This is a genomic window from Actinoplanes sp. NPDC049802 (genome assembly GCF_040656595.1).
Lineage (GTDB): Bacteria > Actinomycetota > Actinomycetes > Mycobacteriales > Micromonosporaceae > Actinoplanes.
The window spans coordinates 1-19,615 of the sequence record NZ_JBFAMR010000108.1 but is presented as its reverse complement, the minus strand read 5'-3'; the positions used below and the strand labels follow the sequence as shown (position 1 = coordinate 19,615).

Genomic DNA, 19,615 nt, shown 5'->3' with positions numbered 1-19,615 from the left:
CTTCATCCGGCGCCGGACCTCGACCACCCGGGAGCCCGCTCCGCGCCGCCCGCCGACCACCCCGGAGCCCGCCCACCGCCGCCCGCCGACCACCCCGGAGCCCGCCCACCGCCGCCCGCCGACCACCCCGGAGCCCGAACCGACCGTGACCCGGGAGGCGTCATGCTGATCACCGCGATCCTCGTCCTGGCGGCCGGCACCTACGCGATCCGGCTCAGCGGCGTCGTGCTGCGCGACCGGCTGGAGCTCTCCGAGCCGATCCAGCGGATGCTCCCGATGTCGGCCGCCGCGCTGCTGGCCGCCCTGGCCGGGACGGCCGCGCTGATGGCCGGCAGCGAGTTCGCCGGGTTCGCCCGGCCCGCCGGAGTCCTGGCCGGCGGGCTCCTGGCCTGGCGAAAGGCGCCGTTCGTGGTGGTCGTCCTGGCCGCGGCCGCAGTCACCGCCCTGCTGCGCCTGGCCGGCGTGGAGTGATGGTGCGGCCCGGCCGGGTCGAGCAGCGGGTGAGTGGGCAGCTCAGCCCGGCGGGCGCGGCACCGGCCGGACCCGGCAGTGGCTCGCGCCGAGCAGGCGGAACGGCCCGTCCTCCATGGGGCGCGGCCGTGCCCGTACCGGAAAGGGCCTGAGAAGACGGAACGCGGAGACCGAGTGGTCTCCGCGTGCGTGAGGTCAGACCTTGGCGCCGATCTCGACCTTCGGCTTCGGCACCCGCATCCGCCGGAAGGTCAGGCCGCGCATGATGCCGTAGAAGTAGAGGCCGCCCAGTTTCTGCGTGGTCTGCGGGAAACGGGCCCGGATCTGCTTCTTGATCCGCCGGGCGATGAACACGCTGTCCACGAAGACGGCCAGCGCCAGACCGGCCCACAGCAGGTTGCTGGCGAGTTGCACGACCGGGTTGGCGATCGACGCGCCGATCAGCACGACCACCGCGCCGCCGATGAAGAACGACCCGACGGTACGCCGTGAGTCGACGAGGTCGCGCACCAGTGAACGCTCCGGGCCGCGGTCACGGGCGAGCAGGTAGCGCTCGTCGCCGTTGCGCATGCCCTCGGCGGCCTCCGCGCGCTCGGCACGCTGCCGGTCGCGCAACTGCTTGTACGCCTCTTTGCGGTTGGCCGGCGCCGGATCCTGCACCCGGCGGCCGGTGGCGGCCCGTTTCGGGGTGACCACCCCCAGCTCCTTCTTGCTGGGCGTGTAACCCTTCGGGCGCGACTCGGCGACGACCACCTCCTGCTCCGCGGGAGAAGGGTCGGCGTCGGCTGGCTTACGGCGAAACAGCGGGGACACGTGAGAAGCCTAGCCAAACGGCGCGGTGTGTCGCACACCGCGCCGTTGATCGTGACGAAGATGCAGCTCAGAGACGCTCGACGTGGGCGCCGAGAGCGGCCAGCTTCGCTTCGAAGTCCTCGTAGCCGCGCTTGATCAGGTTGACGCCGTAGACGCGCGAGGTGCCCTCCGCGGCCAGGGCGGCGATCAGGTGCGCGAAGCCGGCCCGCAGGTCCGGGATGACCAGGTCGGCGGCGTGCAGCTTCGACGGGCCGGCGATCACCGCGGAGTGCATGAAGTTGCGGCGGCCGAACCGGCACGGGGTGCCGCCCAGGCAGTCCCGGTAGACCTGGATGGTGGCGCCCATCGAGTTCAGCGCCTCGGTGTAGCCGAGCCGCTGCTCGTACACCGTCTCGTGCATGATCGAGATGCCCCGGGCCTGGGTCAGCGCGACCACCAGCGGCTGCTGCCAGTCGGTCATGAAGCCGGGGTGCACGTCGGTCTCCAGCGCGACGGCCTTCAGCTCGCCGCCCGGGTGCCAGAACTTGATGCCGCCCTCGGAGCCGGTCACGCCCGCGCGGGCCACCCGGTCGTCGGTGATCTTCAGCTCGCCGCCGATGGACCGGTAGACGTTCAGGAACGTCATCATGTCCTGCTGGCGAGCGCCCAGCACCTCGATCTCACCACGGGTGGCGAGCGCGGCGGCGGCCCAGCTGGCGGCCTCGATCCGGTCCGGGATGGGCTTGTGCTCGTAGCCGTACAGCCTCGGCACGCCCTGGATCTCGATGACCCGGTCGGTGTGCACCGTGATGATCGAGCCCATCTTCTGCAGGATGCAGATCAGGTCGATGATCTCCGGCTCGATCGCGGCGTTGCGCAGCTCGGTCACGCCCTCGGCGCGGACCGCGGTCAGCAGCACCTGCTCGGTGGCGCCCACACTCGGGTAGGGCAGCTCCAGCTTGGCGCCGTGCAGACCGTTCGGGGCGCTCAGATGCATGCCCTCGGGGGTCTTGTCGACGACCGCGCCGAACTCGCGCAGCGCCCTGATGTGGAAGTCGATCGGGCGCGGGCCGATGTGGCAGCCGCCCAGATCCGGGATGAACGCGTGACCGAGGCGGTGCAGCAGCGGCCCGCAGAGCAGGATCGGGATCCGGCTCGAGCCCGCGTGGACGTTGATCTCGTCGGTGCTGGCACTCTCCACGTTGGTGGGGTCCAGCACCAGCTCGCCGTCCTCGATCCCGGCGGACACCTTGACGCCGTGGATCTCGAGAAGCCCGCTGACCACCTCGACGTCGCGAATCCGCGGGACGTCGTAGAGACGGCTCGGGGACTCGCCGAGCAGGGCGGCCACCATAGCCTTGGAGACGAGATTCTTGGCGCCACGGACCCGGATCTGCCCCTGCAGCGGCGTGCCACCGTGCACGACCAGGACATCTTCGGTCAACGTAACCTCCAGCCGGCGGGCGCGGAGCGCCCGATGATCGAGTAAGCAGAGCGCGGGCGGGGGTACCCGATTCTGCAACCGGGGAAGCATAGCGCTGAGTGACAGCCATGGCAGCCGTCGCGATCCAAGAAACGCCGTTAATGCTCGTACTTAAGCCGGCCGTGAGGAATCCACCGGCCGGATGGATTCGTTTGGCTACACAGCGTCACGGAAGTGCGAGCATCTGGTCGAGAGCGACCCGGGCCTCCCGCGCGGTCTTCTCGTCCACCGTGATCACATTCGGCACCCGTCCGGCGACCAGTTCCTCCAGCGCCCACACCAGGTGGGGGAGGTCGATCCGGTTCATGGTGGAGCAGTAGCAGACCGCCCGGTCGAGGAACATGATCTGCTTGTCCGGGTGGGCCAGCGCCAGGCGGCGAACCAGGTTCAGCTCGGTGCCGACCGCCCACGCCGAACCGGCCGGCGCCGCGTCCAGAGCCCTGATGATGTATTCGGTCGAGCCCACGTAGTCGGCCGCGCGGACCACGTCGTGACGGCACTCCGGGTGCACCAGGACGTTGACGCCGGGCACCCGCTCGCGCACCTCACGGACACTGTCGATGGTGAACCGGCCGTGCACCGAGCAGTGGCCGCGCCACAGGATCATCCGGGCGTTCCGCAGCTGCTCGCCGGTCAGGCCGCCGTGCGGCTTGTGCGGGTCGTAGAGGACGCAGTCGTCCAGGTCGAAACCCATCTCCAGAACCGCGGTGTTGCGGCCCAGATGCTGGTCGGGCAGGAAGAACACCTTCGACCCCTGCTCGAACGACCAGGTCAGGGCACGCTTCGCATTCGACGAGGTGCACACCACGCCGGAGTTGCGGCCGACGAAGCCCTTGATGTCGGCCGAGGAGTTCATGTACGTCACCGGGACGATCTGGTCGGTGATGCCCAGGTCCTCGAAGTGCTCCCAGGCCGTCTCCACCTGACCGAGGACGGCCATGTCGGCCATCGAGCAGCCGGCGGCGAGATCCGGAAGGATGACGCGCTGCGACGGCTTGGTCAGGATGTCCGCGCTCTCGGCCATGAAGTGCACGCCGCAGAAGACGATGAACTCCGCCTCCGGCCGGGCCGCCGCCTGCTGGGCCAGCTTGAACGAGTCACCCGTGACGTCGGCGAACTGGATCACCTCGTCGCGCTGGTAATGATGGCCCAGCACGAACACCCGGTCGCCGAGCGCCGCCTTCGCCGCCGTCGCCCGGGCCACCAGGCCCGGATCGCTGGGGGCGGGCAGATCGCCGGGGCAGTCCACACCCCGCTCGCTCGCCGGGTCGGTGCCGTGCCCGAGCAGGAGCAGAGCCACAGGGCTGTTCGAGGGTTCGGTCCAGGTCGACGTCACGCCTGACATGGTCGCACAGCGGATGAGACGGTAGCTGCGCCCCGGGCAGTGTGCTGCCACACTCGCGGAGTGCGCGTACTGATCTGTCCGGACAAGTTCGCCGGTACCCTTTCCGCCCCCGAAGTCGCCCGAGCCGTCGCCGACGGGTGGTCCGTCCCGGGTGACGTCCTCGTGCAACGCCCACTCGCCGACGGCGGGCCCGGTTTCGTCGAGGTCCTGGCCACCGCCCTGGACGGCCGGCGGATCCCGGTGGACACCGTCGACCCGCTCGGCCGCCCGGCCCGCGGCGAGATCCTGTACGCGAACGGCGTCGCCTACGTGGAGAGCGCCCAGGCGTGCGGCCTGCACCTGCTCACCGCCGCCGAACGTGACCCCAAGGTGACCACCTCGTACGGCCTGGGCCTGCTGATGACCGCCGCCGTCGAGACCGGAGCGGCCGAGGTGGTCGTCGGGCTGGGCGGCTCCGCGGTCAACGACGCCGGCGCCGGCATGCTGGCCGCGCTGGGCGCCGCCCCGGTCGACGGGTCCGGCTACGCCCTGCCGTACGGCGGGATCCCGCTGATCACCGCGGCCGCGCTGGGCGGTGTCCCGGCGTTGCGTCAGGTGCGCCTGGTCGCCGCCACCGACGTGGACAACCCGCTGACCGGCCTGCACGGCGCCAGCAACGTCTTCGGCCCGCAGAAGGGCGCCGACCGCGAGGACGTGCTCCGCCTGGACGCCGCCCTGGAGCACTTCGCCGGCGTGCTGGAGAAGGCGTTCGGGATCGAGGACCTGGCCACCCGCCCCGGCGGCGGCGCGGCCGGCGGTCTGGGCGCCGCGCTGATCGCTCTCGGCGGCACGGTCACCTCCGGCATCAATCTGGTGACGAGCCTGATCGGCCTGGACGCCGAGCTGGACGCCGCCGATCTGGTGATCACCGGGGAGGGCTCGTTCGACCACCAGTCGCTGCGCGGCAAGGTGGTCGCCGGGATCGCGGCCGGCGCCCGCGACCGGGGCCTGCCGTGCGTGGTGCTGGCCGGGCGCAACGAGACCGGGCAGCGGGAGGCCGCGGCCGCCGGGGTCACCGAGACGCACACCCTCGTGGAGCATTTCGGGAGCGTCGGGACCGCGCTCGCCGAACCCGCCCGTGGCCTGCGCGAACTCTCAGCGCGCCTGGCCGGGCAATGGAGCCGGGCGATCTGAGCGGCCGGATTGGGAATCCGGCGGAATCGGGTTAGCGTTGCCTGGTACGGCACATGACCGCACCTGGCAGGGAGATTACCTAGTGACCACTGAAGCGCACACCGAGTCGACCGAGGCGACCGCCCCGACCGGCGTCATCTTGACCGACGTCGCCGCGGTGAAGGTCAAGGCCCTGATCGAGCAGGAAGGGCGCGACGACCTGCGCCTGCGCATCGCTGTACAGCCCGGTGGCTGCTCCGGCCTGCGTTACCAGCTCTTCTTCGACGAGCGCTCGCTCGACGGGGACATCGTCAGCGACTTCGACGGCGTCGAGGTCGTGGTGGACCGGATGAGCGCTCCCTACCTGGCGGGCGCGACCATCGACTTCGCCGACCGGATCGACGCTCAGGGTTTCACGATCGACAACCCGAACGCGCAGAACTCCTGCGCCTGCGGTGACTCGTTCCACTGAGGCAACCTTTGAACAGGCCGTCCCGTTGAACGGGGCGGCCTGTTCGCTGTCGGCGGACCGGTAGTCTCTACCCGTAACGCCCCCTGTTCCCTACCCCGAGGGCCGAAATGAAGATCGCCGTCACCGGCTCGATCGCCACCGACCATCTGATGCACTTCCCCGGCAGGTTCGCCGAGCAGCTCATCGCCGACCAGCTGCACAAGGTGTCGCTGTCCTTCCTCGTCGACGACCTGGTGGTCCGCCGGGGTGGCGTCGCTCCCAACATCGCCTTCGGGATGGGCAAGCTGGGACTGCGCCCGATCCTGGTCGGTGCGGTCGGTGCCGACTTCGCCGACTACCGGTCCTGGCTCGAGCGGCACGGGGTGGACTGCGACTCGGTGCACATCAGCGACACGGCGCACACCGCCCGGTTCGTCTGCACCACCGACGACGACCTCAATCAGATCGCCTCGTTCTATGCGGGGGCGATGGCCGAGGCGCGCAACATCGAGCTGCAGCCGGTGCACGACCGGGCCGGCGGCCTCGACCTGGTGCTGGTGGGGGCGAACGACCCGGCCGCGATGATCCGCCACTCCGCCGAGTGCCGCGAGCGGGGGTACGCGTTCGCCGCCGACCCGTCGCAGCAGCTCGCCCGGATGGACGGCTCCGACGTGCTGAGCCTGATCAGCGGCGCGGACTACCTGCTGACCAACGAGTACGAGCGGTCCCTGCTGGAGACCAAGGCCGGCCTCACCGGCGACCAGGTGCTGGAGCAGGTGAAGGTGCGGGTCACCACGCTCGGCAAGGACGGTGTGGAGATCACCGGCCGGGAGATCGACCGGATTCACGTGCCGGTCGTGCCGGGGGTCATCGGCGAGGACCCGACCGGTGTCGGCGACGGGTTCCGGGCCGGCTTCTTCGCGGGCGTGTCCTGGGGGCTGGGGCTGGAGCGGTCGGCCCAGGTCGGCTCGCTGGTCGCCGCCCTGGTGCTGGAGACCGTCGGCACCCAGGAGTACGAGGTGCGCCCCGCCGACTTCCTGAAGCGGTTCGCGGGGGCGTACGGGGACGAGGCCGCCGCGGAGATCGCGCCGCTGCTGCCGGCGTGACCCCGACATGGTTCTAGCGGTTTTCGCCGGGCTCCCCGGAGTCGGCAAGAGCACCCTGGCCGCCGCGGTCGCAGCCGAGCTGCCCGCGGCGGTCCTCGCCGTCGACACGGTCGACTTCACGCTGCATCGCTACGGGGTGCAGGAGCCGCGGCCCGGCCACGCCGCCTACGGGGTGGTGGCCGCGCTCGCCGAGCAGCAGCTCCAGATCGGCCACCACGTGATCATCGACGCGGTCAATCCGGTCCGGTCGGCGCGGCAGATGTGGATCGACCTGGCCGACCGGATGGACGTGCCGTTGCGGGTCGTCGAGGTGATCTGCACCGACGACCTGGAGCACCGCCGCCGGGTCGAGGAGCGGTTCCGGGCGCGCGACCACGAGGGCATCCCGGACTGGGTGCGGGTGCTGGAGCGCCAGGCGGAGTACGAGCCCTATCTGGGCCCGCGCCTGGTCGTCGACACCCACCTGGCCAAGGACCCGGTGCCCTCGGTCGTCGGCTATCTCAGGTGACTCTGCGCACGTCGAAGGCGTGGCCGTCGGCCGCGACGAACTCCTGGCCCTTCATCCGGCACCAGGCGGGGATGTCGTTGGCCGCGGCCGGGTCGTCGGCGAGCACCCGCACGATCTCCCCGACCGCCACGCCCGGGACGGCCTTGGCCAGCCTGATCACCGGGATCGGGCAGCGCAGGCCCCGGCAGTCCAGCGTGATCAGATCCCGGCCTCCTTCCGGATGGCGGCCACCACGTCCGGCAGCACCGCCAGGAAACGCTCGACGTCCGCCTCGGTGGTCTCCCGGTGCAGCGACACCCGCACGTTGCCGTGGCTGAGCACGCCCATCGCCTCCAGCACGTGACTCGGGCGCAGCGTCGACGAGGTGCACGAGGACCCGGACGAGACGGCGAAACCGTGCCGGTCCAGGGCGTGCAGCAGGGCCTCGCCGTCGACGTACAGGCAGCTGAAGGTCACCAGGTGCGGCAGCCGCCCGGCCGGATCGCCGACGATCTCCACGTCCGGCACGGTGGCCGCCACCCGCTCCCGGATCCGGTCCACCAGCGCGCTCAGCCGCACCGCCTCGGTCTGCGCCTCGGCCACCGCGGCACGCAGACTCGCCGCCGCCGCGACCACGGCGGGCAGCGAGAGCGCGCCCGGGTGGCGGGGCCGATAAAGATCATCTTGAGGGTACGGGGAAAGCCAGCGCACACCCTTGCGCACCACCAGCACGCCGACTCCCGCCGGACCGCCCCACTTGTGCGCCGAGGCGCTGAGCAGTGACCAGCCCGGCGGCACCGGCGCCCGGCCCACCGTCTGCGCCGCGTCCACGAACAGCGGCACCCCGGCCTCCGCGCACAGCTCCGCGGCCGCCGCCACCGGCTGCACCGTGCCCACCTCGTGACTGGCGCTGATCAGGGCGGCCAGGGCCACCCCGTCGCCGCGGACCGCGGCCGCCCACGCGTCCAGGTCGAGCCGGCCGAGCCGGTCCACACCGACCTCCACCGCCTCGGCCGTCCGCGCGGCGTGCAGCACCGCCGAATGCTCGATCGCCGAGTGCGCCAGGATCCGGCCCACCCGTTTCCGGCCGGCCAGACCGCCCAGGACCGCCGCCTGCGCCGCCGCCGTGCCGGAGGGCTGGAAACTCACCTCGTCCACCCGTACGCCCAGGATCTCGGCGACCACCGCGGTGGCCGCCTCGTGCAGTCGCTGGGCCCGCCGCCCGGCCGCGTAGAGCCGGGACGGGTCGGCCCAGCCGTCGGCGAGGGCGGCGAGAAGCGCCTCCCGTGCCACCGGATGCGTGGGCGCCGCGGTGGCGGCGTCCAGGTAAGCCAGCGTCCCGGCCGGATCGCGTGTGTAATTCACAGGGGGAACGGTATCGTCCGCTTGTCCGGGTGTTTTGCTGGACGGTCGGTTCCGCGCCAGGGTCCTAAGCCCCCCGGTGGCTGGCCGCAGTGACCTGGTCGAGTAGTGTGCGACCGTCAGTGAGCCTTGCCGCCAGGTGTCCGATTTCGGCAGGCGGCGCTGCTAAGGAGGCAGAAGCAGGTGGGCGCAAGGAGTTCGGCCACACGGCCGCGGGCAGTAGGCCGGGCGGCCGGGCTGGTTCTCGGCGGCGCGACGCTGCTGACGCTGCTCTCGGGCTGTTCGATCGAGGACTGGGGATCCGCATTCGGTCACTTCGGCTGGCCGGGCCGGGGTATCAGTCTGCAGGCCCATGAGATGTACGACCTGTGGATCGCGTCGACGATCGCCGCTCTGACGGTGGGCGTCGGTGTGTGGGGCCTGATCTTCTGGTGTGTGATCCGGTATCGCAAGCGCGGCGAGGAACTGCCCGTGCAGACCCGGTTCAACATGCCGATGGAGACGCTCTACACGGTCGTGCCGATCCTCATCGTCGCGGTGCTCTTCTACTACACCGCGATCGTGCAGACCAACGTCGACAAGCTGTCCAAGAACCCGGACCAGGTCGTCGAAGTCGTCGCGTTCAAGTGGAACTGGCAGTTCAACTACCGTGACGGGATGGGCGAGAAGGCCAACACGGTCGCCTCGACCGTCGGCTCGTCCGACGTGATCCCGATCCTGGTCCTCCCGGTCGGTGAGAAGATCCGGTTCGAGGAGACCAGCAAGGACGTCATCCACTCGTTCTGGGTGCCGGAGATGCTGTTCAAGCGGGACGTGTTCCCCGGCAGCGTGCGCAACGTGTTCGAGGTGACCCTCGACAAGGAGGGCCGCTACGTCGGCCGGTGCGCCGAACTGTGCGGCACGTACCACGCCTTCATGAACTTCGAGCTGGTCGCGGTCTCGTCCGACGAGTTCGACCGGTTCCTCGCGGCCAAGAAGGCCGGGCAGACGACGCAGGCGGCGCTCACCACGATCGGCAAGGAGCCGTTCGCCACGACGACGTCGCCGTTCGACACCCGGCGTCAGCAGCACTCGTGGAACCAGCCCGAGACCGTAGCCGTAGGGAAGTAGGGGACTCTCGACGTGAGGACCGAATACAAGATCTTCGCCGCGGTCGCCGTGTTCCTCTTCGGCGCGGCCGCCGTCTACGGCGTGTACACCTACAACACCGGCAACATCTCGGGTACGTCGTCCGACGGCGGCTTCCAGGGCGGCACGGAGTGGGTCGGCGTGGTCGCCCTGATCCTGTCCGGGCTGCTGTGCGCGATGTGCGCGGGCTTCTTCTGGTTCGTCGCCCGGCGTATCGACCTGCGCCCGGAGGACCGCGAGGACGGCGAGATCGCCGAGGGAGCCGGCGAGGTCGGCTTCTTCAGCCCGGGCAGCTACTGGCCGTTCGGCATCGCGCTGGCGGCGGCGGTGGCCGGCATGGGCCTGGTGTTCTGGATGTGGTGGCTGCTGGCCTTCGGCCTGGCCGCCGTCGTCTTCGCCTCGTGCGGCCTGCTGTTCGAGTACTACTCGGGCACCCGGCACCCCGAGGCGCACCTCTGAGTCTCGGCTGACGAGGAAGCCCGCCGTCCCTTCGGGGAGCGGCGGGCTTCCTCGTCTCCGGACGTGATCAGCCCGGCGGGCGCGTCGCGGGCCCTGAGGGGCCCGGAGGGTCGCGGGTCCTCCACGGCGGGTTCGGGTAGGCGTACCCCTGAGTTCAGGCCGCGGCAGACCGCTGAGCGGGCGCTACACGCCGCTTCTTGCCGCCGGGGAGCCACGACAGGTGCACGACGATCGGGGCGACCACCTCGGCGGCGCCGCAGCGGGTGCAGACCAGTTCGGGGCACTCGTCGTGGCCGTCCTCGCACGGCGGCACCTCGAACAGCATGTCGCCGTCGCAGATGACGCAGCGCAGTTCGCGTTCCTCCACGGGTTTCTCCCTTCGCGGGAAGCCGGATTACCCGAATGTCATTCAGACGTTGTCACGGATAACGGACATACCCTGGCATTGTCGGCGGCGTGTTGCGGGATTCCCGCGGCTATTCGGCTCTCTTGGCCGCCTGCGCGGCACCCACCCAGCGGTCCAGCTGAGCCGTCGTGGCACCCGAGTCGATCGCCTCGGCCGCCCGCTTGATGCCGTCCCGCAGCGTCTCGTGGAAGTCGCCCGGGAAGCCGCTCTGCGCCGCGAACGCGGCCGCCGCGTTGAGCAGCACGGCGTCGCGCACCGGGCCCTGCTCACCGGCGAACGTCCGGCGGGCCACGTCGGCGTTGAACGCCGCGTCACCGCCGCGCAGATCGGCCGGAGCGCTCCGGGCCAGGCCCAGCTCCGCGGCGTCCACCAGCAGCTCCTCCACCTTGCCGTCCCGGGCCATCCAGACCCGCGTCGGCGCCGACGTGGTGAACTCGTCCAGCCCGTCCTCGCCGCGCACCACCAGCGCCGAGTCGCCGCGCCCGGCGAACACCTCGGCCATCACCGGGGCCATCCGCGGATCGAAGCAGCCGACCATGGCCGACGTCGGGCGGGCCGGGTTGGTCAGCGGGCCGAGCACGTTGAAGAAGGTCGGCACGCCCAGCTCACGCCGGGTCACCGCGGCGTGCCGCATGCCCGGGTGGTAGCGGGCCGCGAAACAGAAGCCGATGCCCGCCTCCTCGACCGTGCGGGCCACGCCGGCCGGGCCCAGGTCCAGCGGCAGGCCGAAGTGCTCCAGCAGGTCGGCCGTGCCGGTGGTGGACGACGCCGACCGGTTGCCGTGCTTGACCACGGTCACCCCGGCGGAGGCCGTGACGATCGCCGCCATCGTGGAGATGTTCACCGTGTTGGCCCGGTCGCCGCCGGTGCCCACCACGTCCACCGCCCGGGTCCGGGTCGCCTCCGGCAGCTCGACCAGCGTGGCGTTGGCGAGCATCGCCTCCACCAGGCCGGCCAGCTCCGCCGGCGTCTCGCCCTTGGACCGCAGCGCGATCGCGAACCCGGCGATCTGCACCGGCGTCGCGTTGCCGGCCATGATCTCGCCCATCGCCCACGCCGTGTCCGCGGAGGCGAGCTCCTCGCCGCGGAGCAGTGCGCTGGTCAGATTGGGCCAGGTGCGTGCGCCCATGGCGGGGCCTCCATACGGGGTGTCGTCAGAGTCAGCGGGGAACGGTGCCCAGGGTGCCGAGCGGGACGGCGCCGTCGCGGCGGCCGCGGAGCAGGCCGGCCACCGTCTGACCGGTGGTCACCGGGTCCAGCGGAGCCAGCAGCGTCGCGTCGACCTGCGCGAACGCGGCGAGCCAACGGTCCGCGGCGCGGGCGATCACCACACAGGTCGGCGGCGGCGTGAGGTACTCGTCCTTGGTCTGACGGGCGATGCCGATGCCGCCGGCGGGGGTCGCCTCACCGTCGAGCATCATCAGATCGATCTCGTACTCGTCGAGCAGCCGACGGCACTCCTCCCACGTGGCCGCCTCGCAGAACTCGACCTCGAGATCAGCGGCGGGACGCTTGCCGATGGCGAGCCGGATCCGGTCCCGCACGGCGGCGTCGTCGCTGTAGAGCAGAACGGTGTACTCGCTCATCTTGTGCCCCACCTCACGTCCTAGGTCTGGCCGATCGTACCGAACTGGTCATCCCGGGTCGGCCGCCGGGCGTACCGCGTTCTCGGCCGCCTCGGCGCGGTCCAGCGCCCGGTCGATCCGGCGGGCCTCCCGCTCCGACTGACGGACCCACTGGACCACCAGGATGCCCAGCATCGTGACACTGACGATCTCGCCACCGGCCCACAGGATGCCGCCCGCGGTGACCTGATCGGCCTTGGGATCCAGCCAGCTCAGGCCGAGGTTCGGGTACCAGTCGCCGCCGAGCAGCTCGGTGCTCTGCATGATCGTCAGCCCGAGCACCGTGTGGAACGGCACACTCAGCACCATGAGCAGAGCGCGGCCCGGGTACGGCCAGCGGTTCGGCAACGGGTCCAGGCCCAGCAACGGCCAGAAGAAGAGGCAGCCGGTCACGATGAAGTGCAGGTGGACGAACTCGTGCACCCAGACGTGCTCCAGGGTCTGCCGGTACGCGCCGGTGAAGTAGAGGACGAACGGGTTCGCGATGAACAGTCCGAACGCGACCAGCGGAAACGTGAGCACGCGTACGTAGCGGCTGTGCACGAACGCGAGCAGGGTCTTGCGGGGCGGGCCGTGCAGCACCCGCAGCGCCAGGGTGGTCGGCGCGCCGAGGGCCAGGAAGATCGGGCCCACCATGGACAGCACCATGTGCTGGACCATGTGCACGGAGATCATGGTCGTGTCGTAGGCCTCGATCCCGGTGACCGTCACCGCCGCGATCGACCCGAGTCCACCCGCGACGAACGCCGCGGTCCGCCCGGCCGGCCAGTGATCGCCGCGCTGTCGGAGGCGCCAGACGCCATACCCGTAGAGCGCCGCCGAGACCAGTAACCCCAGCGCGATCAGGCTGACGAGGTTGACCTCGGTGAAGATGGCCGCCGGGCTGAAGGGCGGAAGTCCAGTATCTCCGCCATCGGCCGCGAGAGGGGGCAAAACGTGAGGACGCACCCTTCGAGGCTAGGCCTACCCGCTGGTCACGGAATATTCCGGGCCTCCCACTGGGCCGGATTGGGGACCCCGAGGGACCTTGGACCTATCTTGGATGAATAATGAGGCCGTGACTGCGGCAGCCATCGACAAGAGCCGGATCCATTCGCTGACCCGACCGAACATGGTCAGCGTCGGGACCATCGTGTGGCTCTCCAGCGAGCTCATGTTCTTCGCGGCGTTGTTCGCGATGTACTTCTCGATCCGCGCGGCGGACTACAGCCTCTGGGAGCACCACACCAAAGCGCTGAACATCCCCTACGCCACGACGTTCACGGTGATCCTGGTCCTCTCGTCGGTGACCTGCCAGTTGGGTGTCTTCGCCGCGGAGAAGGGCGACGTGTTCGCGCTGCGTCGCTGGTTCACGATCACGTTCGTGATGGGCTTGATCTTCGTGCTCGGCCAGGTGAACGAGTACGTCGAGCTCGTCGGCCACGGCGTCAAGATCAACGGCGACGGTTACGGCTCGATGTTCTACCTGACGACCGGGTTCCACGGTCTGCACGTGACCGGTGGACTGATCGCCTTCATCGTCTACATGATCCGGACGACCATGGGCCGCTTCACACCGGCTCAGGCCACCTCGGCCATCGTCGTGTCCTACTACTGGCACTTCGTCGACGTGGTGTGGATCGCCCTGTTCCTCATGATCTATTGGCTTCAGTAACAGCGCCGACGGCGAGGATCGCAACAACAAACCAGAGGGACATAACCCATGACTTCTGACACCCCCGCCCGCAGGCGTGGCCGGGTGTTCTCCCGGCGGCGCGGCGCGCCCAGCCGGGTGCGCCGGAGGCTCGGCGCCGCGGCGCGCATGCTTGCCGCCCTGGTGCTGGCCGGCGGCGTCTACACCGCGTTCGCCCCGGGCGCGTTCGCCGAGGACAACGTCCCGCTCTCCGCCCCCGCCCAGGAGGGCAAGGCGCTCTACGACACCAGCTGCATCACCTGTCACGGGCGTGACGGACAGGGTGTCGAGGGGCGTGGACCCAGCCTGATCGGCGTCGGCTCCGCCTCGGTGGAGTTCCAGGTCGGCACCGGCCGCATGCCGATGACCCGCCAGGAGGCACAGGCGGAGCAGAAGCCGCCGCAGTTCGACGAGACCCAGACCAAGCAACTCGGACAGTACGTCCAGGAGCTCGGCGGTGGTCCCGAGGTGCCGGAAGGCCCGCTCGTCAAGGACCTTGAGAGCAACCCGAACGCGCTGGCCGACGGCGGCGAGCTGTTCCGGGTCAACTGCACCTCCTGTCATGGTTTCGGCGGCGGCGGCGGCGCGCTCTCGTCGGGCAAGTTCGCCCCGGGCCTGCACGACGCCACGGCCGAGCAGATCTACGCCGCCATGCTGACCGGCCCGCAGAACATGCCGGTCTTCGGTGACAACCAGCTCTCGCCCGACGAGAAGAAGCAGATCATCACGTACATCCAGCTGCAGCTCCAAGAGGACAAAGACCCGGGCGGTCTGTTCAACCTGGGCCGTTACGGACCGTCGACCGAGGGCATGGCCATCTTCCTGGTCGGCATCACGCTGCTGGTCTTCACGTCTCTCTGGATTGCGGGGAAGTCATGACGGCCGTCCACCACGACTCCGGCGAGACGGGTACGCCGGTCGACGTCAACGACCCGCACCTGACGCGGTTCGACATCGTCAAGGAAGGCCTCCGGCGCGACGACATCGAGATCGTCACGTACGAGTCGCACTTCCACGGGCAGAACTCCAAGGCGGAGAAGCGGGTCGTCCGCAACATCGCCATCCTGTTCCTGCTCTCCGGGCTGTTCACCGCGGCGTTCGTGGTCTTCTACATCGTGTGGCCGTGGCACTTCGAGCTCGGCCACACGATGAGCGACTACTACACGCCGATCCTGGGCATCACGCTCGGCCTCGGCCTGCTGGCGCTCGGCTTCGCGATCCTGGCCTGGGCGAAGAAGCTGCTGCCGCACGAGCTGTCCATCCAGCAGCGGCACGGCGAGCCGTCGAGCGACGACGAGCGGCTGATCACCGGGCAGACCATGCTCTACGTGGCGGACGAGCTGGGCGTCCAGCGCCGGCCGCTGCTCAAGGGCGCGATCGGCCTCGGCATGCTGCCGCTCGGCGTGGCGGCCGGCGCCCCGCTCGTCGGCGCGCTGATCCAGAACCCGCACAAGGATCCCGAGCCGATGATGTACCGCACCGGCTTCAACCCGGTGACCAACGGCAACAAGCTGGTCCGGCTCACCCGGGACGACGGCAGCCCGATCCGGCCCGAGGACATCAGCGCCGGCGGCCAGATGACCGTCTACCCGGGCATCCCGCACGGCGCCACCAACAAGCACGCCGACTCGCCGACGCTGCTCATCCACCTGCGGGCGGACGACGCGGCCGAGACCCGGAAGAACGCCGAGAACGACAAGAACGGCCGTAACAAGGGCTCGATGTACGGCAACTATGTCGCGTTCTCCAAGATCTGCACGCACGCCGGCTGCCCCGCCAGCCTCTACGAGCAGCAGACCAACCGTCTCCTCTGCCCGTGCCACCAGTCGCAGTTCCTCATCACCAACAACGCGCAGCCGGTCTTCGGGCCCGCGACTCGGCGTCTGCCGATGCTGCCGCTTACAGTGGACGAGGAAGGTTTCTTCGTGGCAGCGTCCGACTTCAAGGACACCGTCGGACCTGACTTCTGGGAGCGGCCGTGAAGCGCCGAAAGATGGACCTCTCCGAGGCTCCGACCAACCTCGCCAAGGGGGTGGACGACCGGTTTCAGGCCGCCACCCCGCTGCGCGGCCTGCTGAACAAGGTCTTCCCCGACCACTGGTCGTTCCTCCTCGGCGAGATCGCCCTGTTCTCGTTCATCGTGCTGCTGCTCAGCGGCGTCTTCCTCACCCTCTTCTTCGACCCGTCGATGAAGGAGGTGGTGTACGACGGCTCCTACGTGGGCCTGCGCGGCACCATGATGTCCGCGGCCTACGAGTCGTCGCTGCACCTGTCGTTCGAGGTCCGCGGCGGCCTCTTCATGCGGCAGCTGCACCACTGGGCGGCGCTGCTGTTCATGGCGTCGATCATCGTGCACATGGCCCGCGTCTTCTTCACCGGCGCGTTCCGCAAGCCGCGTGAGATCAACTGGGTCATCGGCATCCTGCTGTTCCTGCTGGGCTTCTTCGCCGGCTTCACCGGCTACTCGCTCCCGGACGACGGCCTCTCCGGCACCGGTCTGCGCATCGCCTCGGCGATCATGCTGACCATGCCGGTCATCGGCACCTGGCTCTCGGCGTCGATCTTCGGCGGCGAGTTCCCCGGCGAGTTCATCATCGGCCGGTTCTACATCGCGCACGTGCTGCTCATCCCGGGCATCCTGCTCGCGCTGATCGCCGCCCACCTGGGCATCGTGTTCAAGCAGAAGCACACCCAGTGGCCGGGCCCGCTGCGCACCAACGAGAACGTGGTCGGCGAGCGCATGTTCCCGCGCTACGCGATGAAGCAGGGCGGCTTCTTCATGGCCGTCTTCGGTGTCATCGCGCTGATGGCGGGCCTGTTCCAGATCAACCCGATCTGGCTGTTCGGGCCGTACCGGGCGTCCGAGGTGTCGTCCGCCTCGCAGCCCGACTTCTACGTCATGTTCATGGACGGCCTCGTCCGGCTCATGCCGAACTGGCAGATCTACATCGGTGACTACAGCATCCCGCCGATGTTCTGGCCGGCCGTCGTGGGCCTGGGCGCGCTGTTCACACTGCCCATGGCGTACCCGTGGCTGGAAGCGCGCAAGCTCAAGGACAAGCGCACCCACCACCTGCTCGAGCGTCCCCGCGACAACCCGGAGCGCGTCGGCATCGGCATGATGTCGCTGACGTTCTTCCTGGTCGCCACGCTCTCCGGCGCCAACGACGTCATCGCCGACAAGTTCCACATCAGCCTGAACGCGATGACCTGGGCCGGCCGTATCGGCCTGCTCCTGCTGCCCCCGCTGGCCTACTACATCGCGGTCCGCATCTGCCTCGGTCTCCAGCAACACGACCGCCAGGTGCTGGCACACGGTGTCGAGACCGGCATCATCAGGCGCCTCCCGAACGGCCAGTTCGTCGAGATCCACCAGCCGCTCGGCCCGGTCGACGACCACGGCCACCCGGTCCCGCTGGAGTACGCCGGCTGGGTCGTCCCCAAGAAGATGAACCGCGTCGGCGCGCTCGCCCCGGCGATCAAGGGCTTCTTCTACCCGGTCGAGAAACCGGCCGAGATGCCGATCTCCCCGGCCGTGGGCGGCGCCACGAAACGCGAGGAGATCAAGTCCGGCCGCTGAGGCCGCGTCCCACTCTCCGGAAGGCCCGTCAGGCATCTGCCTGGCGGGCCTTCTACCGTTCCGCGGTACGGGCGTGTTCGGCTGGTCGTGGGCGCTGTCTCAAACGCTCCGAGAGGGCGCCCACGACCAGCCGAGGCAAGATCGACTACGGCGCATCGCCACCTGCGAACGGACACATCCTCCGTAGGAGGCTCCGGCTCGTTCCTCCGTGCGAATAGTTGCCCGGTCCAGGCCGCGGTAGGGGCCTGGGTTCGCCTGGCGCAGGCCCTGTGGTGGGCGGTGGTGGCCGGGTTGGTCTGTCCTGCCTTGAGGTGAGGGCGGCCACGGTCTGCCTGCGCTGTCGCGTCCGCCTCTGCGGTGGGGCCCGGCCATGTCGTTCCCCCGAGCGGCGCCAGACAGCGCACACTCCTGGCAGCGGCGTGCCGGGCGGGCCGGAGCGGGCGGTCAGCCGACCGGTACGACCTCCACCCGGCCGCGTTCGGTGAGCAGATCGACGAGGTAGTCGACCTCGTCGCCGCCCAGGCTCGTCCGGGCCACCGGGAAGTGGCTCCACTCCAGGCGGAACGGTGTGGTGGCGCCCCAGCAGCCGTTGAGGCAGTCGTCGACGGCGTCGAGGTTCCACCCGAAGTAGCCGCCGGGGCCGTTGACCGCCTCGCCGAGAGCGCAGTAAAAACCGTTCACGTCGGTCACGTGCCGGCCGTCCAGGTGGTAGACCGTGCCCGCGGGCCGGTCCGCGATGTCGTGCCGGTGGTCGGCCAGGGCCAGCCGCAGCCACTCGTGACGCATGCCGGTGTCCAGGTCGCGCCAGGTGCCCGGGGTGGTGGGCCGGTGCTCCAGCCAGTCGTCCCAGAGCGGCCGGGCCCGTGCCGGGATCGGGTCGACCATCCCGCCGTCGAGGTCGACGTCGAACAGGTCCGGGCCGAGCGGAGACGGCCGGACAGCAGCCACGTCCGCGAACACACCCGGTTCGAGGGTGCGCAGCGCCCGCCCGTCGGCGGCCCGGCCCGACAGGGAGGCGGTGATCCGCAGGTTTCCCGGGCGCCAGTCCGCCAGCAGCTCCCGGAACCACGGCTCCGGCCGGAACCCGATCAGGCGCACGCTGGGCGGCTCCAGCTCCGGCCGCGAGCGGTAGACGCCCTCGACCGCACGGCACCGGGCCAGTGTGGTGTCGTCCGGCAGGCAGAGCCGGAACCCGTCCACGGACACGGCCGGCATCGCGCGAACCGGCCGCAGATGGTGCTCGGCGTGCACCCGCCCGGTCAGCTCGACCCGGCCGTCCCCGGCGCCCGCCACGGTGACGTCACGCAGCCAGGTGCCGTGCGGCGCCTGCCCGTGCAACGAGGCTTCCAGGCACACCTCGCCGAGGCGGCCCCGCAACCCCGGCTCAGGATCGCAGTCCACCAGCGCGAACCGCTCCAGCCCGGGATCGGGCAGGTCGGCGAAGAGGCCGTCGACCTCGGCGCAGACCCCGACCGGCCGGGACGGCTCGGTCTCCGGCAGGTCGTCGCTGAACTCGTCCTCCAGCAGCCAGCGCGGGCGCAACGTCAGTCGGCGTCCGGCAGGCCGATGGCGAACGCGTCTTCCAGGTCGTGCTTCGAGTAGGCGCGGAACGCCACGAACGTCTCGCTGTTGACGACGCCGGGAGTCTTCGAGATCCGGCCCGCGATCACCTCGGCGATGTCGTCGAAATGCGGCACCCGGACGATCGCGATCAGGTCGACGCCACCGGCCACCGAGTAGACCTCGCTCACCCCGTCCAGCGCAGCCAGAGCCTCGGCCACCTCGGGGATCGAATCGGTGGCGCAGTCGATGTGGACGATCGCGGTGTTCACCAGCGCACTCCTCGGCTGTGCGGACGAAAGTGGGTCGCGCTCATGCTATGCCCACCCGGCACCGGCCCGCATACGCCCTCGGTCCTGCCCCGCCGCTCACGCCGCAGCGGCCCCGGAGGTAAGCGGCGAAACACCCTTTGCACCCGGACGACAGCGGGCGGGTCGGAGGCGATCAGCCTGGCCACCGTGTGTGCGCTTCTTGCGTGTTGAGTTGGGGCCACGCCCGGTGACCATGCGGCAGGTGTCGTCGCCTCCCTGGTGGCC

The 19,615-nt window shown here is 70.1% G+C and carries 22 protein-coding genes; 11 read left to right on the top strand and 11 right to left on the bottom strand.

The genetic code is table 11. The features are described 5' to 3' along the window. Window positions 1–162: 162 nt before the first annotated feature. Complete coding sequence (locus AB0I88_RS38185) at window positions 163–471, top strand: AzlD domain-containing protein (protein WP_361036608.1); 309 nt, start codon at window positions 163–165, stop codon at window positions 469–471. A 195-nt stretch (window positions 472–666) separates the two neighbouring features. Here AB0I88_RS38185 and AB0I88_RS38180 read toward each other — a convergent pair whose 3' ends face one another. The 3 genes from AB0I88_RS38180 to nadA form a co-directional block, all read right to left on the bottom strand. Beyond that, complete coding sequence (locus tag AB0I88_RS38180) at window positions 667–1,284, bottom strand: DUF3043 domain-containing protein (protein WP_361036606.1); 618 nt, start codon at window positions 1,282–1,284, stop codon at window positions 667–669. 67 nt (window positions 1,285–1,351) lie between these two features. Continuing rightward, window positions 1,352–2,707 carry a UDP-N-acetylglucosamine 1-carboxyvinyltransferase gene (murA, locus tag AB0I88_RS38175; RefSeq protein WP_361036604.1) on the bottom strand — a complete coding sequence of 452 codons (1,356 nt, stop codon included), beginning with the start codon at window positions 2,705–2,707 and terminating at the stop codon, window positions 1,352–1,354. A gap of 205 nt (window positions 2,708–2,912) precedes the next feature. Beyond that, window positions 2,913–4,091: a quinolinate synthase NadA gene (nadA, locus tag AB0I88_RS38170; RefSeq protein WP_361036602.1), complete on the bottom strand. Its 1,179-nt coding sequence runs from the start codon at window positions 4,089–4,091 to the stop codon at window positions 2,913–2,915. Between the two features lie 60 nt (window positions 4,092–4,151). Here nadA and AB0I88_RS38165 point away from each other — a divergent pair, with 60 nt between their 5' ends. The 4 genes from AB0I88_RS38165 (at window position 4,152) to AB0I88_RS38150 (ending at window position 7,308) form a co-directional block, all read left to right on the top strand. After that, entirely contained in the window at window positions 4,152–5,264 is a 1,113-nt protein-coding gene (locus tag AB0I88_RS38165; protein ID WP_361036600.1) for a glycerate kinase, read from the top strand. Window positions 5,265–5,346: 82 nt separating this feature from the next. Continuing rightward, entirely contained in the window at window positions 5,347–5,715 is a 369-nt protein-coding gene (gene erpA / locus AB0I88_RS38160) for an iron-sulfur cluster insertion protein ErpA (protein ID WP_093610809.1), read from the top strand. A gap of 107 nt (window positions 5,716–5,822) precedes the next feature. Next, complete coding sequence (locus tag AB0I88_RS38155) at window positions 5,823–6,800, top strand: carbohydrate kinase family protein (protein ID WP_361036598.1); 978 nt, start codon at window positions 5,823–5,825, stop codon at window positions 6,798–6,800. Window positions 6,801–6,807: 7 nt separating this feature from the next. After that, window positions 6,808–7,308, top strand: coding sequence for an ATP-binding protein (locus AB0I88_RS38150; protein WP_361036596.1), 501 nt, complete (start codon window positions 6,808–6,810; stop codon window positions 7,306–7,308). Here the strand turns inward: AB0I88_RS38150 and AB0I88_RS38145 are convergent. Both AB0I88_RS38145 and AB0I88_RS38140 read right to left on the bottom strand, forming a co-directional pair. Next, window positions 7,301–7,510, bottom strand: coding sequence for a sulfurtransferase TusA family protein (locus AB0I88_RS38145; RefSeq protein ID WP_361036610.1), 210 nt, complete (start codon window positions 7,508–7,510; stop codon window positions 7,301–7,303). The genes AB0I88_RS38150 and AB0I88_RS38145 overlap by 8 nt on opposite strands. Further along, a complete protein-coding gene (locus tag AB0I88_RS38140; protein ID WP_361036594.1) occupies window positions 7,507–8,652 on the bottom strand; it encodes an aminotransferase class V-fold PLP-dependent enzyme in 1,146 nt (381 codons plus the stop codon). Before AB0I88_RS38140 ends, AB0I88_RS38145 begins: the two co-directional genes overlap by 4 nt. 180 nt (window positions 8,653–8,832) lie before the next feature. Here AB0I88_RS38140 and coxB point away from each other — a divergent pair, with 180 nt between their 5' ends. Then, window positions 8,833–9,759, top strand: coding sequence for a cytochrome c oxidase subunit II (gene coxB / locus AB0I88_RS38135; protein WP_361036592.1), 927 nt, complete (start codon window positions 8,833–8,835; stop codon window positions 9,757–9,759). A gap of 12 nt (window positions 9,760–9,771) precedes the next feature. Continuing rightward, a complete protein-coding gene (locus AB0I88_RS38130) occupies window positions 9,772–10,236 on the top strand; it encodes a cytochrome c oxidase subunit 4 (protein WP_361036590.1) in 465 nt (154 codons plus the stop codon). A 154-nt stretch (window positions 10,237–10,390) separates the two neighbouring features. Here the strand turns inward: AB0I88_RS38130 and AB0I88_RS38125 are convergent, their stop codons facing one another. The 4 genes from AB0I88_RS38125 to AB0I88_RS38110 form a co-directional block, all read right to left on the bottom strand. Further along, the gene (locus AB0I88_RS38125; RefSeq protein ID WP_361036588.1) at window positions 10,391–10,603 is read right to left on the bottom strand and encodes a hypothetical protein; all 213 of its coding nucleotides are present in this window, start codon (window positions 10,601–10,603) and stop codon (window positions 10,391–10,393) included. Between the two features lie 109 nt (window positions 10,604–10,712). Beyond that, window positions 10,713–11,771 (bottom strand): anthranilate phosphoribosyltransferase, encoded by a 1,059-nt coding sequence (gene trpD, locus AB0I88_RS38120; protein ID WP_361036586.1) that lies wholly within the window; start codon window positions 11,769–11,771, stop codon window positions 10,713–10,715. Window positions 11,772–11,802: 31 nt separating this feature from the next. Beyond that, window positions 11,803–12,228 (bottom strand): hypothetical protein, encoded by a 426-nt coding sequence (locus AB0I88_RS38115; RefSeq protein WP_361036584.1) that lies wholly within the window; start codon window positions 12,226–12,228, stop codon window positions 11,803–11,805. A 48-nt stretch (window positions 12,229–12,276) separates the two neighbouring features. Further along, window positions 12,277–13,215 (bottom strand): cytochrome c oxidase assembly protein, encoded by a 939-nt coding sequence (locus tag AB0I88_RS38110; RefSeq protein ID WP_361036582.1) that lies wholly within the window; start codon window positions 13,213–13,215, stop codon window positions 12,277–12,279. A 109-nt stretch (window positions 13,216–13,324) separates the two neighbouring features. Here AB0I88_RS38110 and AB0I88_RS38105 point away from each other — a divergent pair, with 109 nt between their 5' ends. The 4 genes from AB0I88_RS38105 to AB0I88_RS38090 are packed head-to-tail and all read left to right on the top strand — an operon-like array spanning window position 13,325 to window position 17,519. Then, entirely contained in the window at window positions 13,325–13,921 is a 597-nt protein-coding gene (locus tag AB0I88_RS38105) for a heme-copper oxidase subunit III (protein ID WP_361036580.1), read from the top strand. A 48-nt stretch (window positions 13,922–13,969) separates the two neighbouring features. Next, on the top strand, window positions 13,970–14,818 hold the full coding sequence (locus tag AB0I88_RS38100) for a c-type cytochrome (RefSeq protein ID WP_361036578.1): 849 nt from the start codon (window positions 13,970–13,972) through the stop codon (window positions 14,816–14,818). Next, window positions 14,815–15,921 carry a Rieske 2Fe-2S domain-containing protein gene (locus AB0I88_RS38095; RefSeq protein WP_361036576.1) on the top strand — a complete coding sequence of 369 codons (1,107 nt, stop codon included), beginning with the start codon at window positions 14,815–14,817 and terminating at the stop codon, window positions 15,919–15,921. The genes AB0I88_RS38100 and AB0I88_RS38095 overlap by 4 nt, the downstream gene beginning before the upstream one ends. Further along, the gene (locus tag AB0I88_RS38090; RefSeq protein ID WP_361036574.1) at window positions 15,918–17,519 is read left to right on the top strand and encodes a ubiquinol-cytochrome c reductase cytochrome b subunit; all 1,602 of its coding nucleotides are present in this window, start codon (window positions 15,918–15,920) and stop codon (window positions 17,517–17,519) included. The genes AB0I88_RS38095 and AB0I88_RS38090 overlap by 4 nt, the downstream gene beginning before the upstream one ends. A 444-nt stretch (window positions 17,520–17,963) precedes the next feature. Here the strand turns inward: AB0I88_RS38090 and AB0I88_RS38085 are convergent, their stop codons facing one another. Beyond that, window positions 17,964–19,061 (bottom strand): barstar family protein, encoded by a 1,098-nt coding sequence (locus AB0I88_RS38085; RefSeq protein ID WP_361036572.1) that lies wholly within the window; start codon window positions 19,059–19,061, stop codon window positions 17,964–17,966. A gap of 2 nt (window positions 19,062–19,063) precedes the next feature. Continuing rightward, window positions 19,064–19,351, bottom strand: coding sequence for an Lrp/AsnC ligand binding domain-containing protein (locus AB0I88_RS38080; RefSeq protein WP_109592101.1), 288 nt, complete (start codon window positions 19,349–19,351; stop codon window positions 19,064–19,066). Window positions 19,352–19,615 lie beyond the last annotated feature (264 nt).

Coding starts and splice junctions, on each gene's coding strand:
- AB0I88_RS38155 (WP_361036598.1), top strand. CDS start 5,823: ATGAAGATCGCCGTCACCGGCTCGATCGCCACCGACCATCTGATGCAC.
- nadA (WP_361036602.1), bottom strand. CDS start 4,091: ATGTCAGGCGTGACGTCGACCTGGACCGAACCCTCGAACAGCCCTGTG.
- AB0I88_RS38150 (WP_361036596.1), top strand. CDS start 6,808: ATGGTTCTAGCGGTTTTCGCCGGGCTCCCCGGAGTCGGCAAGAGCACC.
- AB0I88_RS38185 (WP_361036608.1), top strand. CDS start 163: ATGCTGATCACCGCGATCCTCGTCCTGGCGGCCGGCACCTACGCGATC.
- trpD (WP_361036586.1), bottom strand. CDS start 11,771: ATGGGCGCACGCACCTGGCCCAATCTGACCAGCGCACTGCTCCGCGGC.
- AB0I88_RS38100 (WP_361036578.1), top strand. CDS start 13,970: ATGACTTCTGACACCCCCGCCCGCAGGCGTGGCCGGGTGTTCTCCCGG.
- AB0I88_RS38095 (WP_361036576.1), top strand. CDS start 14,815: ATGACGGCCGTCCACCACGACTCCGGCGAGACGGGTACGCCGGTCGAC.
- AB0I88_RS38115 (WP_361036584.1), bottom strand. CDS start 12,228: ATGAGCGAGTACACCGTTCTGCTCTACAGCGACGACGCCGCCGTGCGG.